Consider the following 16,749-nt stretch of genomic DNA (forward strand, 5'->3'; position numbering starts at 1 on the left):
TGGCAAAATAGCAGGACTATTGAAACAGGGAGTAAAGCTCGTGTTGGATAAACTGCGTTCACGCTTAGTACAATTTGGTCCTTCTCTGATGAGTGTACCAGTTAAACTGACGCCCTTTGCACTGAAGCGCCAGGTTCTGGAGCAGGTCCTGAGCTGGCAGTTTAGTCAGGCGCTGGCCGATGGGGAGCTGGAGTTTCTCGAAGGTCGCTGGCTGAGCATTCATGTGCGTGACATTGACCTCAAATGGTATACCTCTGTTGAGAACGATAAACTTATCGTCAGCCAGAATGCAGATACGGATGTGAGTTTTAGCGCCGATGCCAGCGATCTGCTGATGATCGTGGCCCGCAAGCAGGATCCGGATACGCTTTTCTTCCAGCGTCGTCTGGTGATTGAAGGTGATACAGAATTAGGGCTATACGTAAAAAATCTGATGGATGCCATCGAACTGGAGCAGATGCCTAAAGCGTTGCGCGTCATGCTGATGCAGTTGGCGGATTTTGTTGAGGCGGGGATGAAAACGTCGCCAGAAACCAAACAGACCTCGGTAGGTGAGCCATGCTGATTCGAGTTGAAATTCCCATTGATGCCCCTGGTATTGATGCGCTACTGCGCCGTTCATTTGAGAGCGATGCGGAAGCGAAATTAGTGCACGACCTGCGTGAAGATGGTTTCTTAACGCTGGGTCTGGTTGCTACCGATGACGAAGGTCAGGTAATGGGTTACGTCGCATTCAGCCCTGTCGATGTTCAGGGTGAAGATCTGCAATGGGTCGGCATGGCGCCGCTCGCGGTGGATGAAAACTACCGGGGGCAGGGCCTGGCGCGTCAGTTGGTCTATGAAGGACTCGATTCACTGAACGAGTTTGGCTACGCCGCGGTGGTTACGCTGGGGGATCCGGCCCTGTACAGCCGCTTTGGCTTTGAGCTGGCAGCCCATCATGACCTGCGTTGCCGCTGGCCGGGCACCGAAAGCGCGTTCCAGGTTCATCGCCTGGCGGACGATGCGCTGGATGGCGTGACGGGTCTTGTGGAATACCACGACCACTTCAATCGCTTTTAAGCTTCCGGGGTTTGCAGGCTGCTTAATAGCGCCTCAAACCCTTCGCCTTCGACAAGGCGCTCTTTCTGCCGCTTGGTGAGCTGTTTAACGCGATACTCTATGCGCAGGGCCAGCGAACGGTCGCCGACCTGCGCCGCAAATGCCAACGTGAGTTCCCCCTTTCCGCGTAGCGCCTTCGCGCCTTTCCCATTTTGATGCTGCTTATAGCGGCGCTGCACATCGGTGGTTATTCCGGTGTATAAGGCGTTGTCTGCGGTACGGATCAGGTACAGATACCAGGGTGTCATTGTTACCATCGACGTGATAATTTTCAGGCCTACAGTATAAAAGAGAACAGAAATGGAAACACTGACTGCGGTGTCTCGCTGGCTGGCAAAACAGCACGTCGTGACCTGGTGCGTACACCATGAAGGTGAATTGTGGTGCGCCAATGCGTTTTACCTGTTTGATGCGCAGAAGATGGTGTTCTATGTGCTGACCGAAGAGAAAACGCGCCATGCGCAGATGTCCGGACCACGAGCGCCGATTGCCGGTACGGTAAACGGTCAGCCTAAAACCGTCGCTCTGATTCGGGGCGTACAGTTTAAAGGGGAAATCCGGCGTCTTGAAGGGCAGGAGAGCGAAGCTGCGCGTAAAGCCTACAACCGCCGTTTCCCCGTCGCCAGAATGCTGCCAGCGCCCGTATGGGAGATTCGACTGGATGAAGTCAAATTCACGGACAACACGCTGGGCTTTGGTAAAAAGATGCATTGGTTACGTGATCTATAGTTAGAACAGTGATTGAAGACCTGGGGAAGATAAGCGATGAGTCAGGTGTTAATAACGGGAGCCACGGGGCTGGTGGGCGGACATTTGCTGCGTATGCTGCTCAATGAACCCCGGGTCAATGCCATCACGGCACCAACGCGTCGACCGCTGGCAGATACGGTTGGTATCTATAACCCCCATGATCCGCAGCTAACCGATGCTCTGGCGCAGGTCACCGATCCAGTCGATATTGTCTTTTGTTGTTTGGGGACTACCCGGCGTGAAGCGGGCAGCAAAGAGGCGTTTATCCATGCTGACTATACGCTGGTGGTAGATACGGCCCTGACGGGACGTAGGTTAGGCGCCCAGCATATGCTGGTGGTGAGTTCGATGGGCGCCAATGCGAATTCACCGTTTTTTTATAATCGGGTGAAAGGTGAAATGGAGCAGGCGCTGATCGCGCAGAATTGGCCACGGCTGACGATTGTCCGGCCTTCAATGCTACAGGGTGATAGGGACAAACAGCGGACGAATGAGATGTTTTTAGCGCCGTTGTTCAGGCTGCTGCCGGGTAACTGGAAGTCGATTGAAGCACGCGATGTTGCTCGGGCAATGCTGGCAGAAGCGTTGGCACCTGGGCATGAAGGGGTTTCGATCCTGACCTCTTCCGAGCTACGCGAAAGGGCTAAATAAAAAAATGCCGGATGGCGCTGACGCTTATCCGGCCTACAAACGATTACGTTCTGTAGGACGGATAAGATGCCATCTACAGGCGTGTTACTTAATAAACGTAAAGGCTGTCGTGACGCGTTTCACGCCGCTTACCCGGCTGGCGATATCCGCCGCCGCCTTCGCTTCACGCTCGGTCACCAGACCTAACAGGAACACTTCTCCGTTCTCAGTCGTTACTTTCACATTAGAGGATTTCACCTGATCGCTGGTCAGTAACTGGGAACGTACTTTGGTGGTTATCCAGGTATCGTTGGACGCATCGCCCAGACCGATTGGCTGGCCCTGACGGATCTCATTAAAGACCTCAGTCGTACCTTCTACGCCCATCGCAATCTGTTTTGCTCGCGCAGACAGTTCGCTATTCGGCGACTGGCCGACCAGCAGCACTTTACCCTGATATGCGCTCACGTTGATTCGCGCTTCTTTCTTGATCTGGGCATCTTTCGACAATGCCGTATTGACGCGTAATTCCAGGGTACTGTCATCAACCTGGGTGCCGACACTACGAGGATCCGTCGCGGCTTTAGTCCCGACAGCTGCAGTTCCAACAACGGCGGCAGCGACACAGCCTTGCAGCAGCAGTGCAGCGATAATCACAGCAAGCGGCGAAAATGCCTTCATGTGTACTCCTTAATCATCCTGGTGAGGGAAAAGCGTGTTATCGATAAGATCGCAAAGGCAGTTGACCGTCAGCATGTGCATTTCCTGAACGCGGGCGCTGTGGTGTGAGGGTATACGGATTTCAACATCCTGTGGCCCCAGTAATCCGGCCAGTTCCCCTCCGTCATACCCGGTCAGCGCGACGATTGTCATGTCGCGTGTCACGGCGGCTTCAACGGCTTTTACGATATCGCGGCTATTACCACGCGTAGAGATTGCCAGCAGAACATCACCTGCATGTCCCAGCGCACGGACTTGTTTTGCATAAACTTCGTCGTGCAGGCGATCGTTGGCAATCGCAGTTAAGACCACATTATCAGTGTTTAGTGCAATCGCAGGTAAACTTGGGCGTTCTGTTTCAAAACGATTGATCATGCTGGCAGCAAAATGCTGTGCGTTGGCAGCGGACGTCCCATTACCACAACAGAGAATTTTGTTGCCATTGAGCAGGGACTGAACCAGCGTCATGGCGGCACGGGAGATTGCATCCGGAAGTGCTTCAGCCGCAGCTATCTGAGTTTGAATGCTTTCTGTAAAGCAGACTTTAATTCTATCTAACACGCTAATCCTTAAGAACCAGGCTCTGAATCTTCAACTATGAGCGGTCGTTGAACGCGTCCTTAAACCACTCAACATCATTTCCGGTGAAGGCTAACACATCGAACCGGCAATCCACAGTATCAAAACTCCCATTGTGGCGCGCAAGCCACAAGCGGGCGGTCTGTAATAATTTGTGTTGTTTGCTCCGGGTCACACTCGCCGCCGCACCACCGAACTGTGCTGAGCGTCGGTAGCGAACCTCAACAAATACGGTGGTGTTGCCTTCACGCATTATCAGGTCGATTTCGCCACCACGTTCACGCACGTTGGCGGCGATAAAATGCAGTCCCTTGCTCAGCAGCCAGTCACGCGCGGTGGATTCCCACGCGTCACCGGTCTGTTTACTCGTTAACTGGCGGGGACGACTTGTCCTTGCTGGTATTTGAGCCATGATAACTTCCTGTTAATCACACAATCCTGCGTTGCGGTTAAGGCCCCGGTATTACCGTTAATTTCGAAACCCTGCATCTGACGCATTTGCGAGAAGTGGTTGGCAAGCGACCAGGCATCGACACCCATGGCATACATACGCGCCAGCGAGTAGTCGTTACGAACCGCGCCAAGCGCCTGCTGCATAAGAGGCGCATTAGCGCCTGCCAGCATCGGAATTTCGCTGTACTGCAAGCCTTCCATCTCCAGACGGAAATCCGGGCCGGCAGTGCCCTGCGCACTACGAGAGCTGGCGTACAGCGTTGCTCCGCTCTGGCTGCCGTTGCGCATGGCGATCATCGGCTTAATAAATGCAATTTCTTCCGGCGTCGCCAGAATATACACGGCATCAACACGACCGCTGCCGCCGGTTATTTGCGCATCGGTAGGTGCTGCCGGGATGGTCAGACCGCCAATCGTCACGCCGGGTTGGGCTGGCACAGAGGAGGCCACCGGGCTGCCTGTCAGGGAAATCCCCGAGCCGCCGTTGACGCCCATTTTAAGTTCAGCGGTGGAGCCGAACTTCTGCTGCAATACCACGCCGCCACCCAGTTTTTGCCATTCCTGTGCAAAGGCGTTGGCAACGCGATCGCCTAATGAACTCCGTGGAATCAACAACAGCGGCGTCTGTTTTCCCTGATCGCGGATGTGGCGTGCGGCGTCGCGCGCTTCATCTTCTGGCGACAGGGCGAAGTAGCAGACGTTCGGCAGATTTTTCACCGACTCCGGCTGGTTAAGCGCCAGGACGTTCAATGGCGTGTTGCTTTTCATCAGCTCTTCAACATTGTTCTTCAACAGTGGGCCAACCACGATGCTGGCGCCATCCTGCTGAACCTGAGTCAGGATCTGGTTCAGCGGCTGTGATGAAGTGTCGTAGATTTTCAGCTCAGCGGATGGATTCGCCGGTGCGCTGGCGGTTGTTGGCTGAGCGGGTGCTGCGGGCTGCACAGCAGGGGTTTCTGGCTGAGCCGGCGTCTCGTTGGTCAGATCGTTTACTGACGCCTGAGACGGGCTGGCAACGCCGTCAGTCGTTTGCGGCTGTTCTGTGGTGGTCGCGGCAGCTGGAACTGCGGCAGGTGCGACAGCAACAGGGGCTGCGACAGGTTGAGTGCCCATGTTTTTCGCAGCTTCAAAGCCTTGCTGAATAGTACGGCCAAATACAGCGGCCTGACCGTTCAGTGGTAACAGCAGGGCGATTTTGCTGGTGGAGGCGGGCTTAAAGCTCTGCACGTTAACCAACTGTGTTGGTAACAGTTTTGCTCCTGGGTTTTGCGGATAACGTTTCTGCCAGTCCGCAATACCAGCTTTCATCATGTCCGGATCGTTACGGTTATCGAACCAGACGCGCTGGAGATCCAGCCAGCCTTGCAGCACGTTTTCATCAGCATTGATGACCAGCGCTTGCGCTTGCTCCTGGGTCATGGACGACAGCGCCTGCCAGGTGGCGTCCATATTTTTCTGCTTAGCATTCGCGGCCAGCAGCGGTTCCTGCGCGATCAGGGCGCGCAGCAGCGTCAGAGATGGGCGACCCTGGTTGACGTCGATTTGCGCCTGCCAGTAGCGTGCCTGTTGGTTTTGATCGAAATCGGCGGGAGTTAACTTATCCAGCAGGGCCTGTGCGCCAGCGACATCTTTCTGCGCGAGCTTAATCTCGACGGCCAGCAGTGACTGCTCACGCTGCTGGGTATCGCTTAGCTTCTGCGGTAGCTGGTTAAACAGTTCGATAGCCTGCTGGCTCTTGCCTTCTTTCAGCAGTGCACGAATGGCGAGTAATTGCCAGTTGGTCTTGCTATCATCAGAGCTTTGCTGCATTTGTTGCAGATAAAAGCCGGAATCAGCCTGCGCAGTGCCCTGCATATGGGCTGCACTCTGGTCTGGCGCCTGGGTGCCACAGCCTGCGAAAATCAGTGCTGCCAGAATGACTGGTAGCGCGCGTGCGGCTTTCAAACGAGAAAATGTTGAGGGTACCATACTGTATCCAGTGATATTTTTTTACTCAATGCTCAATATTAAATCGGCAATACGGACGACACAATGAAACAACACGAATCGGCGGATAATTCTCAAGGCCAACTCTTTATTGTACCTACTCCTATAGGAAATTTGGCTGATATTACCCAACGAGCGCTCGAAGTTTTACAAGCCGTTGATTTGATTGCCGCTGAAGACACTCGTCATACAGGATTATTGTTACAACACTTCGCGATTAACGCGCGTCTGTTCGCGCTACATGACCACAACGAGCAGCAAAAGGCTGAAACGCTGGTCGTGAAGCTCAAAGAAGGACAAAACATTGCGCTGGTTTCCGATGCCGGAACGCCGCTGATTAACGATCCTGGCTACCATCTGGTGCGTACCTGTCGTGAAGCAGGGATCCGCGTTGTTCCCCTGCCTGGTCCTTGTGCGGCGATTGCTGCCCTGAGCGCTGCAGGCCTGCCTTCAGACCGTTTTTGCTATGAAGGATTTCTGCCTGCCAAATCGAAAGGGCGTCGTGATGCGATGAAAGCCATTGAGGCCGAGCCGCGTACGCTTATTTTTTATGAATCTACCCACCGCTTGCTGGATAGCCTGGAGGACATGGTTGCCGTGTGGGGCGAATCCCGCTACGTGGTGCTGGCGCGCGAGCTGACCAAAACCTGGGAAACTATTCACGGCGCACCGGTTGGTGAACTGCTGGCGTGGGTCAAGGAAGATGAAAACCGTCGCAAAGGCGAAATGGTGCTGATTGTTGAAGGGCATAAAGCGCAGGAAGACGATCTTCCTGCCGATGCGCTGCGTACATTGGCCTTATTGCAGGCAGAACTGCCGCTGAAAAAGGCCGCCGCGCTGGCTGCTGAAATCCATGGCGTGAAAAAGAATGCGTTGTATAAGCACGCGCTGGAACAGCAGGGAGAGTAAGCCCGATTGCTAATGGCCAAACCGACAAGGGTATGGCCATTAGCTAACACAGTGCTTAAGACTGAGCGGCAGTTTCACTGATTAATAAGCGGTTTGCTGACCCGCATACAGTGATTTTGCTACGCACCACTTCTTTCATCGCATCCATACCGACCCGCATGTAATAGCGAGGATCGTTGCCCTGCGGATTCTCCGCAAACCACGCTTTGACCGCATCGGCAAAAGCGATTTTCAGTTCGGTCGCGACGTTAACTTTGCAAACGCCAAGCTCGATCGTGCGGCGGACGTATTCGTCAGGGACATCGCTTGCACCATGCAGCACCAGCGGAACGTCGACTACCTCACGAATTTCACCCAGCCGCTGGAAATCGATTTTGGGTGTTTTGGTGTACAAACCGTGTGCTGTGCCGATGGCAACAGCAAGGCTATCTACGCCAGTACGCTCAACAAACCGTTTAGCTTCTTGTGGATCGGTGAGGAAGGCGCTTTCTGCATCCACACTCATATCATCTTCTACGCCACCGAGGCGACCCAGCTCAGCTTCCACGCTGCAATCTTTGGCATGGCAAAAATCCACAACGGATTTCACCAGCTTCACGTTTTCTTCAAACGGAAAGTGGCTGCCGTCAATCATTGCGCTGCGCACTCCTGCATTCACTTTACGACGAATGTCGTCCAGCGACTCATGGTGATCGAGGTGCAGCGCCAGCGGTATACCGTAGCTGGTGGAATAAGCGCTGCACAGCGCGTAGATCTCTTCCAGCGCGATATGCTTAAAGGTCCCCGGCGTTCCTGCCAGGATCACCGGCGATTGCATTTCATAGCACACTTCAAGGATCGCCTGGATCGTTTCGGCGTTATGAATGTTAAAGGCGGGTACGGCATAGCCCTTTTTTTGGGCATCCAGCAGGAGGTATTTCGTGGAAATAATGCTCATAAAACGATCCTTTTAGGCGTTCCAGGGATGAATAACAACGCCCTGTACAACGCGGTTCACAGTGCCGCTGGCAGAAGGCGTATCCGGTGTATTGCCGATATTGATGGATTGCGTCAAAGCAAAAACCTGGGCGTAGATCAGGAAGCAGAACGCCAATTCCATATCGATGAAAGAGCGTGCTGGCGGCAGCAGAATATGTGGGCCTGCTTCAATCACCTCATGGGTTTGTGCGGCAATCGCGACAACCCGCAATGCCTGCCGATCGCGGCGTAACTCTGCCAGCAGATCGAGATCGTATTGACGTGTATACGGATGGCTGGAAACAAAGACCACTACCAGCGTTTCGTTATCAACCAGTGACTTTGGACCGTGACGAAAGCCTGTCGGGGAGTCATAGAATGCGGCCAGTTTGCCTGCAGTCAGCTCCAGGACTTTCAGTGCCGATTCCCGCGCTGCTCCCTGTAATCCACCGCTACCAAGGTAAACGATCCGTTTCCAGGGTTCATTGCCAAATACACCGTCGCTGAAATCGCCCAGCGAAGTCAGAATCGTCTGGCATCGATCGGCCACGTCACGGAAGGTCTGGCTGTTGATTTTCTCTGGGGCAAATACTGCCAGGCAGCTGGCCATCATGGTGGTAATGCTGCTGGTCATCGCGAAGCCACGGTCATGTGTCTCTGCGGGCATTAACAGAGCAAAGGCATTGTCGCTTGCAACTGCGTTTTGATAGAGGCTACCTGCTTCGTTGCAGGTGATCGGCAGGTGATAACACTCAGGCACAAACTGATTAGCCAGTTCCACTGCTGCAACGCTTTCAGGGCTGTTACCTGAGCGAGCGAAAGAAATGAGCAGCAGCGGATGTGCGGGATTCAGGTAATCCATCGGATTGGTGACCAGATCGGTGGTCGGCACAGCGCTGATGTTTTTACCGGTATAGCTTGCCAGCCAGGGGGCGATGATGTCGCCAATGAATGCTGATGTTCCAGCCCCGGTCAGTATGATCCGCAGATCGTTTTTGCGCAGTAATGGTGCGAGAAAGCTGTCAATGGCAGATCGAATGTTGTCGATATTCGTAAGGGAACGGATCCAACTGGCAGGTTGTTGACGGATCTCTTCTTCGGTCCAGGTGCCCGTTACCGCGGTAACAGGGGTATAGGTTTCTGGCATAACTTAAGTCCTTAGTCTTGTAAATTCCACATAAGACGCTGGCGAGAATGTCGCTATCTTTCGTTTCGTTTCACTTGTTCATCTCGTCGATTAATTAAAATCTATAGGAAAGAAATCGAAAGAGCAATAATTCAAAATGAAATAAAACGAAATTTGTGATCGTGGGAACGAAAGGTGTAGTTATCTTGTTGATCTATAAGAAGTAGGCTTGTTGTAGGATGGTTAGATATTTACTCAAGCGAAAGGAAAAGAAAGGCCTTGCGATCGAAGACCGCAGGCCAACACGAGACAAAATGAAAGGTCAAAGGGGGAGAGCCTGACCCTGAATCCAGATCTGTTGTAAATGTAGCCCGCTATTGAGCGCGATCGCGTCTGCACGTTTTCCCACTGCTAACGATCCCAGTTGGCGATCGATACCCAACAGACGTGCGGGGTGGAGAGAGGCCATATGAATTGCCTCTTCTGCCGTTATCCCGGTGAGCTCGACCATATTACGTACGGCTGCGTCAACCGAGAGCGTGCTACCAGCCAGGCCACCGGAAGCGGTACGCACAATACCACTGTGCATTTCCACCTCCTCACCGCAGAGTGTATAGCGTCCGTCTGGCATTCCTGCAGCCTGCATGGCATCGGTGATCAGCACCAGTCTGTCTTTGGCGCAACAGCAGCAGAGTTTCATGGCTGCCGGGTGGACATGGTGTCCGTCAGCGATAAGTTCCAGCCAGGCGCGAGGGTCGGTTAACCCTGCGCCAACCATTCCTGGCTCCCGATGATGTAAACCGGTCATACCGTTATAGCAGTGAACCAGTCCGTCAGCGCCGGCGTCAAAGGCTGCGCGGGTTTGTTCCCAGGTAGCTGCACTGTGTCCCAGCATCACCCGTACGTTGCGTTGCTTCAGATGTTCGATGGCCTGCAATGCACCGGGTTTTTCTGGTGCCAGCGCAACCACGCGCAATGTTTGCTGGGAAATCGCAATCAGTTCATCCAGTTCACTGAGTTCCAGTTCCCTGAAAAGCTCAGGCGGGTGCGCCCCTTTGTTCTGCGGCGTAAAGTACGGGCCTTCAAGATAACTGCCCAGCACCTGTGCGCCGGGCCCTCCGGAATGGTAGCGATGGGCGATACGCTCAAGCGCCTTGTGAATATCCGGTAATGGAGCGGTGACGGTAGTGGGTAGCCAGTTGGCTACCCCTTCACGCGCTTTGTGCATCGCCAGTTTGTCGAGCGTATCCGGTGCTTCATCCATCACATCGGCACCCGCGCCCCCGTGTACGTGGGTATCAATGTATGCCGGACAGAGCAGTTCAGCATCGCGGACCATAACGCCGGAAGGAATTGGCTCTATTGCCGCAATGATACCGTCTTCAATATGCAATTGATGATCGTCCAGCCAGCCCTGTTCGGTCAGTAGACGTCTGGCGCGCAGTAGCAGTGTCATATCCCTTCCTCAACGGGCTTTTCCTCACGGCAGCGTCCCAGCTCGTCCACCAGGCTGGTTAAACCCCGGTGCCCGCACTCCAGCGCCTGCAAACGAAACGCTTCGCTGCTCAGGTCGTCGCGCTCCAGCACCATCTCCAGTAGCAGTTGTAGATTGGTACCGGTGATCACTTCAGTACCTTGCCTTTGCATGGCTAGTGTGGAAGCGACGCGAAATGGTGTTCCGCCCAACAAATCAGTCAGAAACACGATGTCTTGCTGCGCATCCAGTTCACCCACCGCCTGTTCAAGTTGTGAGGTGAGCAAGGCAGTGGTTGAGGTTTCCGGAAAGTCGATGGCAATGAACTGAGTCTGCTCACCCAGAATCTGTTTCATCGCTTTTTCCATTCCGCTGGCAAACCCGCCATGACCCGTCAAAATAATACCTAACATCTACAACCCCTTATATTTACAGGAAATGACAGAACTTACCTACGACGCCGAGCACCACGGTAATGGCGATAAGGCGCAGAGGACTCCAGCCACGGCGGACCAGCCAGAACATGGTTAATGTGTAGACCAGCGGTAAAAAAGCAGGCATCAACTTGTCTATCACGTCTGTTTGCAGTTTCACTACCGCATCGCCAGCAGTGATTTCCAGCGTAGTGCTCAGGCGAACATAGGTCGCTACCAGCGCACCGATCACCGTCATCCCTACGATGGATGCCGCATGTCCAACCTTTTTGGTGTTAGCTTTAATCAGCGGAATGGCAGCAACGCCCATTCGATAAGCATAGTGTGCCAGCCCAAAGCGCAGACCAAGATGAACCACGTTGAACATAACAATAAAGACAACTGCACCAAGAATAGAGCCTTGTAGCGCCAGGCTGGCCCCGATACCGCCGCAAATAGGCAGTAACGTTAACCAGAACATGGCATCGCCGATGCCGCCAAGCGGCGCACCCACGGCAATCTTGGTGCTTTGAATACTGTTCACATCCTGCTTGGAGCGTTCCATCGCCAGGATAATCCCGATAACAAACGTGACCAGGAACGGGTGCGTGTTGAAGAAGCCCATATGGCCTTTCATCGAACGCGCCAGATCGCGCTTATTGGTATGGATCTTTTTCAGAGCAGGTAACAGGCCGTACAGCCATCCTGATGCCTGCATACGTTCGTAGTTAAAAGAGGCCTGCAACAGCATTGAACGCCAGGCAACACGGTTGATATCTTTTTTCGTCAGCTCGGCACCGATATTCTGGTCTTCGTAGACGTTTTCATTGGTGCCGGACAGCAGCGTTTCTTCGGTATCGGAAACGTTCGGCAGAGCCGTTTGATTAGATGCCATCTTCGAATTCCTCTTTTTGTGCTGCGGGAGCTGTAGGTTCAGGTGATTTACGCAGAAAATCGATCAGCGCCATTGCCAGTGCTGCGGCGGCGATCGCCAGCACAGGGAGTTTGAGCCAAGCAGCTGCTACAAAACCCAGGATGAAGTAGGGGATATAGACGTTTTTCATCATGATTTTCAGCAGTACGGCGAAGCCGATAGCTGGCATGATGCCGCCTGCCACACCCAGTCCGTCAATCAGACGCGTTGGCAGAACATCTATCGCGGTTTTGGCATGTTCCGCGCCAAAGTAAATCGGCAGGAACGCGCATAAAAAGTAGAAGGTCCCCAACGCGAGCAACGCCAGATAGTTGACCCGCTCAATCCCGGCGGTATCGGCATTCGCTGCCATGCGATCGCAGCGAGCCATCACCCCGGACATCACAGAGAACAGGAAGGTAATCCCCATCTGTACTGCTACAGCGAACGGTACCGCCACACCTACGGCAACTTCAGGTTTCACTCCGGTCGTTATGGCAAACGTGGTTCCCACGATAGTGCCGATAATCACGTTTGGCGGTTGAGCTCCCGCTAGTGGGGCAAGACCCATCCACACCAGTTCCAGCGTACCACCTGTTAAAATACCGGTATGCAGATCGCCCAGAATCAGGCCGACCAGCGGCCCGAGAACAACCGGGCGGTGCATGTGCGTTAACCCGTTGAACATATCCAGGCCTGCAATAAAGGCGAGAATACCCAACGCAAAAGCCTGCAACAGACTGATTTCCATTGTGAATCCCTCAGAGAAGTTTATAGAGGTCCTGGGCGGGTTCTGTTGGAACGCCCTGAACGAAGCATTCCACTCCAGCGGCTTTGAGCCCGTTGAACGCCGTAATATCTGCAGCGTCTACAGAAACCGTTTTGGCGATTTGTTGCTTGCCGTTGGCGTAGTGCATATTGCCAACGTTGATACGGTTAACAGGAACACCGCCTTCGACCAGACGGAAGAAATCCGCAGGCGATTTGCAGACCAGCAGAATTTTCTGGCGATCGGCGGCACGGTGAATATTGTCGATCACTTTTTGTAGTGACCAGAAGCGTACGGCGATCCCTTCTGCCAGTACCATTTCCATCAGGTTTTGCTGCACTGGATCTTCAGCCACCTCATCATTAGCGACCAGCACCAGGTTTGCCCCCGCAAACCCGACCCATTGCACACCAACCTGACCGTGAATCAGACGTTCATCAATGCGACTTAATACAATGTTTGGCATGGTATTTTTCTCTTTTTTGTTATGCGTTACGATCTGGAGCACCCAGGCAGGCGCAGTGATATTGCTGCAGTATGTCCTGAATATGGTTAATGATGAGTTCTCGCGGCGTGGCGCTGAGATCTCCCTCGCGCACTTTTACGTACTGCAAGGGTAAATACTGGCTAATCAGCGGTAGTGGAATGGGGTCGTCCGCCAGGTTACGTACCAGACGTTCAAATGCTTCATCAATCTGGCTGTCCGGCCAGTAGTAACGAACCCGATCAGAGTAGCTGTATCCACGGGCCAGACGGCGTGCGTTGCCATCACCGTGATAATGGCTCTGCCAGTACTCTGGTCTATCAAGCATTACGCTTTCCAGCACATGTCGCAGGCCCGAGCTGGCTTTTGCAGGCAGCAATTCTTCTTCAATGGCAGCTAACGAAAACAGCGCTTCGCGCAGGGCGAAGGTAAGCGCGGGTCCCACTTTCAGAATAGCGAAGTGGTCTATCACCAGTTGGCGCAAGGACTGTGGCGTTTGGTAATCGGTAGAATGCGCTTCAAAAACCAGCGTGTCGTAGTCTTCCACCATTTTGCTGAGTGCCACGGCTTTCTGCGGTTGATAATCAATGATGTGCGTGTGGTCGAATTCAACGCCAGGTTGCACGACCAGGGCGATAATACGTGCCCATATACCTTCCAGCCCGCGCTTTTCAAAGGCGTGATAGTGGGCCTGCAGCGTTGCACGTGCGGCATCTGGCGTTGTTACCGCCAGTTCGGTTAACGCTTCGTGTGCGCCACCAGGAACCGGAACTTCTGTGCCAATCACATAGACCAGGTCAGACTCGCCAAAATGTGCCATACAGGTTTCTTCGGCGACTTTGGCCAGGCGTGCGGCGCGCTCAGCGACGATTTCATCCGTCAGTGGAACCGGGTCGTTGGCACAAGACATGCTGCAATCGAGGTGGATTTTTTTAAAGCCTGCGGCGACATAGCTCTTGATCAGATCGTCAGCATTGGCCATTGCCTGTTCCGCAGGCAGATTTTGCCAGCGGTTTGGTCCGAGATGGTCTCCGCCGAGAATCAGCATATCCTGAGAAAAATCAAGCGAGTCGGCTAATCGGCAGACAAAACTGCGAAAATCGGCTGGCGTCATACCTGTATAGCCGCCAAACTGGTCAACCTGATTAGAGGTTGCTTCGATCAACAGCGGTGTATGGCTTGCATGGGCGTAGCGTATTGCGGCTTCCAGTACGATTGGATGCGCGGAACAAACGGCATAAATCCCGTTTGCCTTCCCCCGTTTATGCTGCTCGACCATTTTAGTTAGATGTTTCACTTTCCTCTCCAGGTCAGATTACTGCGACATCAATCTTTCGTTTTGTTTCATTTAATACTGCATCATGGTGTTATAAAAATAAAACGAAAGATAATAGTTTTCCGATCTGTTTCACAAAAGAAACACAATGAAAGGTTTCAGCGTAAGTTCGTCCGGCTCTTCCCTGCTTGCGGGGCTTGCATTCGCGCAAAAGAAAGGCGTTAATAGACAAAACGAAATAAAACGAAAGGTTCAACTAAAGGATTTCTTATGAGTAACACCGAGTCCTCTGCAGACAAGCGCGTTATTGGCACCAGCGAAAGACGTGAGCAGATCATCCAGCGGTTACGGCAGCAGGGAAGCGTTCAGGTTAACGATCTCTCCTTATTTTTTGGCGTCTCCACGGTCACTATTCGCAACGACCTCGCTTTTCTGGAAAAGCAGGGGATTGCGGTACGTGCCTATGGCGGAGCGCTGATTTGCGAAAGCAATGCACCTGTTGTGGAGCCTTCTGTTGAAGATAAGAGTTCACTTAATACGGCAGTAAAACGCAGTATTGCCAGAGCCGCCGCAGAGTTGATTCAACCGGGACACCGCGTGATCCTTGACTCCGGTACCACGACCTATGAAATTGCCCGCCTTATGCGCCAGCATACTAATGTCATTGCTATGACCAACGGTATGAATGTCGCCAATGCGCTACTGGAAGCCGAAGGGGTTGAGCTGCTGATGACCGGCGGTCATTTGCGTCGTCAGTCACAATCGTTTTATGGCGATCAGGCTGAGCAGTCGCTACAAAATTATCACTTCGACATGCTGTTTCTTGGCGTTGATGCTATTGATTTAGAGCGTGGTGTTAGCACGCACAACGAAGATGAAGCGCGTCTCAACCGTCGGATGTGTGAAGTGGCTGAACGTATTATTGTTGTTACCGACTCGACGAAGTTTAACCGCTCCAGCCTGCATAAGATCATTGATACTCAGAGGATCCATACCATCATTGTTGATGAAGGTATCCCAGAGGAAAGTTTGCAGGAACTACGCCGCAGCGGTGTTGAAGTGATCATTGTTGAGTAGTTCCGCTCTAAAATTCAAAAATGTGATCCCATTCAATTAAACAAAAACAAACCATAAGCGAGCTTTTTTAGTAGCTCGCTTTCGTTTTTTTGCATGCTTCCCGTCTCTTTCTCGCATCTTACCCGCTTTGAGTCTTTTCATTTTTTCGGTTTTCTTCGTTTCGGTTTGCTAAAACGAAAGAAAATAGTCAGTTTTGGTTAAATTAAACGCTGAGTCTGTGCGCACAAATTCACCTTATTGCTTCTGATGTAATATATTCAAAAGAAAACGAAAGTGCTAAAGCGCTAAAACAAAACAACATGAATATTTGATGGAGCAATAGAAATGCTGGATAACTTAAGACGTCGCGAGCAAATAATTGATCTGCTGTGCGATCAGGGTAGCGTTCGTGTCGAGCCACTGAGCGTCCATTTTGGTGTGTCATCGGTCACGATCCGCAACGACTTACGTTATCTGGAGCAGAAAGGATGCGTCATGCGCTCCTACGGCGGGGCGGTTCTCAATCAGCACTTTGCCCTTGACCGGCCTTTGCAGGATAAGGACCGGCTGAATCGCGATGTGAAAACGCGTATTGCCGAAAAAGCAGCCAGCTTTGTGAAAGATGGTGACACGTTAATCCTCGATTCCGGTTCGACCACCACGCTCATTCCTCCAATGTTAAAGAATCGCCGCGATCTGGTGGTGATGACCAATGCGCTCAACATTGCGTGGGAACTGGCGAATTTTGAGCGCGTAGACGTCATGATCCTGGGAGGGAACGTCAGGCAAAGCGTCTATTCATTGTATGGCCCTTCAGCAGAACACCAGCTCAGACAATACCGGTTTGATAAGCTTTTTTTGGGCGTTGATGGATTCTGCCTGGAAGCGGGGATTACCACGCCACATCCGGGAGAAGCACATCTGAATCAGGTAATGTGTGAGGTTGCACAGGAGGTCACGGTAGTCGCTGACTCCAGCAAGTTTGGCCGCAAAAGTTTCTGTATGATTAGCGAAATCAGCGGGATTGACCGGGTGATTACCGACAGCGGTATCCCTGAAAATTATCACCGGACGTTAATCCAGCTTGGGGTGGATGTGGTGATTGCGGATGAATAACTGAAACTGCTGGCGAGATTTTCTCGCCAGCAGTGTT

At 52.7% G+C, this 16,749-nt stretch carries 20 protein-coding genes; 7 read left to right on the top strand and 13 right to left on the bottom strand.

What is annotated here, in order from left to right:
• Positions 1-40 precede the first annotated feature (40 nt).
• Entirely contained in the window at positions 41-565 is a 525-nt protein-coding gene (locus ACHHZ7_RS09825) for an SCP2 domain-containing protein (protein WP_060683137.1), read from the top strand.
• Positions 559-1,062 carry a GNAT family N-acetyltransferase gene (locus ACHHZ7_RS09830; RefSeq protein ID WP_060683138.1) on the top strand — a complete coding sequence of 168 codons (504 nt, stop codon included), beginning with the start codon at positions 559-561 and terminating at the stop codon, positions 1,060-1,062. Before ACHHZ7_RS09825 ends, ACHHZ7_RS09830 begins: the two co-directional genes overlap by 7 nt.
• Here ACHHZ7_RS09830 and ACHHZ7_RS09835 read toward each other — a convergent pair.
• Positions 1,059-1,349 (bottom strand): GIY-YIG nuclease family protein, encoded by a 291-nt coding sequence (locus ACHHZ7_RS09835; protein WP_048236838.1) that lies wholly within the window; start codon positions 1,347-1,349, stop codon positions 1,059-1,061. The genes ACHHZ7_RS09830 and ACHHZ7_RS09835 overlap by 4 nt on opposite strands.
• 52 nt (positions 1,350-1,401) lie before the next feature.
• Here ACHHZ7_RS09835 and ACHHZ7_RS09840 point away from each other — a divergent pair, with 52 nt between their 5' ends.
• Together ACHHZ7_RS09840 and ACHHZ7_RS09845 are read left to right on the top strand one after the other, a co-directional pair.
• Positions 1,402-1,830: a YhbP family protein gene (locus ACHHZ7_RS09840; protein ID WP_032945092.1), complete on the top strand. Its 429-nt coding sequence runs from the start codon at positions 1,402-1,404 to the stop codon at positions 1,828-1,830.
• A gap of 36 nt (positions 1,831-1,866) precedes the next feature.
• Positions 1,867-2,502 carry an NAD(P)H-binding protein gene (locus tag ACHHZ7_RS09845; protein WP_060683139.1) on the top strand — a complete coding sequence of 212 codons (636 nt, stop codon included), beginning with the start codon at positions 1,867-1,869 and terminating at the stop codon, positions 2,500-2,502.
• 84 nt (positions 2,503-2,586) lie between these two features.
• Here the strand turns inward: ACHHZ7_RS09845 and dolP are convergent, their stop codons facing one another.
• From dolP to ACHHZ7_RS09865, 4 genes are read right to left on the bottom strand one after another with little or no spacing between them, the layout of a single operon-like run.
• Positions 2,587-3,162, bottom strand: coding sequence for a division/outer membrane stress-associated lipid-binding lipoprotein (gene dolP, locus ACHHZ7_RS09850; RefSeq protein WP_008785904.1), 576 nt, complete (start codon positions 3,160-3,162; stop codon positions 2,587-2,589).
• 9 nt (positions 3,163-3,171) lie between these two features.
• Positions 3,172-3,762, bottom strand: coding sequence for a DnaA initiator-associating protein DiaA (gene diaA, locus ACHHZ7_RS09855; protein WP_003024948.1), 591 nt, complete (start codon positions 3,760-3,762; stop codon positions 3,172-3,174).
• A gap of 34 nt (positions 3,763-3,796) precedes the next feature.
• Positions 3,797-4,192 carry a YraN family protein gene (locus tag ACHHZ7_RS09860; protein WP_003828625.1) on the bottom strand — a complete coding sequence of 132 codons (396 nt, stop codon included), beginning with the start codon at positions 4,190-4,192 and terminating at the stop codon, positions 3,797-3,799.
• Positions 4,150-6,201, bottom strand: coding sequence for a penicillin-binding protein activator (locus ACHHZ7_RS09865; protein WP_060683140.1), 2,052 nt, complete (start codon positions 6,199-6,201; stop codon positions 4,150-4,152). The genes ACHHZ7_RS09860 and ACHHZ7_RS09865 overlap by 43 nt, the downstream gene beginning before the upstream one ends.
• A 63-nt stretch (positions 6,202-6,264) precedes the next feature.
• Here ACHHZ7_RS09865 and rsmI point away from each other — a divergent pair, with 63 nt between their 5' ends.
• Positions 6,265-7,128 (top strand): 16S rRNA (cytidine(1402)-2'-O)-methyltransferase, encoded by an 864-nt coding sequence (rsmI, locus tag ACHHZ7_RS09870; RefSeq protein ID WP_060683141.1) that lies wholly within the window; start codon positions 6,265-6,267, stop codon positions 7,126-7,128.
• 55 nt (positions 7,129-7,183) lie between these two features.
• Here rsmI and kbaY read toward each other — a convergent pair whose 3' ends face one another.
• The 8 genes from kbaY to kbaZ all read right to left on the bottom strand — a co-directional run bounded on the left by kbaY (position 7,184) and on the right by kbaZ (position 14,561).
• A complete protein-coding gene (kbaY, locus tag ACHHZ7_RS09875) occupies positions 7,184-8,065 on the bottom strand; it encodes a tagatose-bisphosphate aldolase subunit KbaY (protein ID WP_016151042.1) in 882 nt (293 codons plus the stop codon).
• 12 nt (positions 8,066-8,077) lie between these two features.
• Positions 8,078-9,232 carry an AgaS family sugar isomerase gene (locus ACHHZ7_RS09880; RefSeq protein ID WP_008785901.1) on the bottom strand — a complete coding sequence of 385 codons (1,155 nt, stop codon included), beginning with the start codon at positions 9,230-9,232 and terminating at the stop codon, positions 8,078-8,080.
• Positions 9,233-9,533: 301 nt separating this feature from the next.
• Positions 9,534-10,667, bottom strand: coding sequence for an N-acetylglucosamine-6-phosphate deacetylase (nagA, locus tag ACHHZ7_RS09885; RefSeq protein WP_060683142.1), 1,134 nt, complete (start codon positions 10,665-10,667; stop codon positions 9,534-9,536).
• A complete protein-coding gene (gene agaF, locus ACHHZ7_RS09890) occupies positions 10,664-11,098 on the bottom strand; it encodes a PTS galactosamine/N-acetylgalactosamine transporter subunit IIA (RefSeq protein WP_008785899.1) in 435 nt (144 codons plus the stop codon). The genes nagA and agaF overlap by 4 nt, the downstream gene beginning before the upstream one ends.
• Positions 11,099-11,114: 16 nt before the next feature.
• The gene (gene agaE / locus ACHHZ7_RS09895; RefSeq protein ID WP_060683143.1) at positions 11,115-11,993 is read right to left on the bottom strand and encodes a PTS N-acetylgalactosamine transporter subunit IID; all 879 of its coding nucleotides are present in this window, start codon (positions 11,991-11,993) and stop codon (positions 11,115-11,117) included.
• A complete protein-coding gene (agaW, locus tag ACHHZ7_RS09900) occupies positions 11,983-12,762 on the bottom strand; it encodes a PTS N-acetylgalactosamine transporter subunit IIC (RefSeq protein ID WP_003839998.1) in 780 nt (259 codons plus the stop codon). Before agaW ends, agaE begins: the two co-directional genes overlap by 11 nt.
• 10 nt (positions 12,763-12,772) lie before the next feature.
• Positions 12,773-13,246 carry a PTS N-acetylgalactosamine transporter subunit IIB gene (agaV, locus tag ACHHZ7_RS09905; protein ID WP_003024925.1) on the bottom strand — a complete coding sequence of 158 codons (474 nt, stop codon included), beginning with the start codon at positions 13,244-13,246 and terminating at the stop codon, positions 12,773-12,775.
• Positions 13,247-13,265: 19 nt separating this feature from the next.
• Positions 13,266-14,561, bottom strand: coding sequence for a tagatose-bisphosphate aldolase subunit KbaZ (gene kbaZ, locus ACHHZ7_RS09910; protein ID WP_071845261.1), 1,296 nt, complete (start codon positions 14,559-14,561; stop codon positions 13,266-13,268).
• A gap of 249 nt (positions 14,562-14,810) precedes the next feature.
• Between kbaZ and ACHHZ7_RS09915 the strand changes: the two genes are divergently transcribed.
• Both ACHHZ7_RS09915 and agaR read left to right on the top strand, forming a co-directional pair.
• Entirely contained in the window at positions 14,811-15,617 is an 807-nt protein-coding gene (locus tag ACHHZ7_RS09915) for a DeoR family transcriptional regulator (protein WP_003024922.1), read from the top strand.
• 324 nt (positions 15,618-15,941) lie between these two features.
• On the top strand, positions 15,942-16,712 hold the full coding sequence (gene agaR, locus ACHHZ7_RS09920; protein ID WP_003024920.1) for a transcriptional repressor AgaR: 771 nt from the start codon (positions 15,942-15,944) through the stop codon (positions 16,710-16,712).
• Positions 16,713-16,749: the final 37 nt, after the last annotated feature.

The organism is Citrobacter freundii complex sp. 2024EL-00216 (genome assembly GCF_043945515.1).
GTDB lineage: Bacteria > Pseudomonadota > Gammaproteobacteria > Enterobacterales > Enterobacteriaceae > Citrobacter > Citrobacter portucalensis.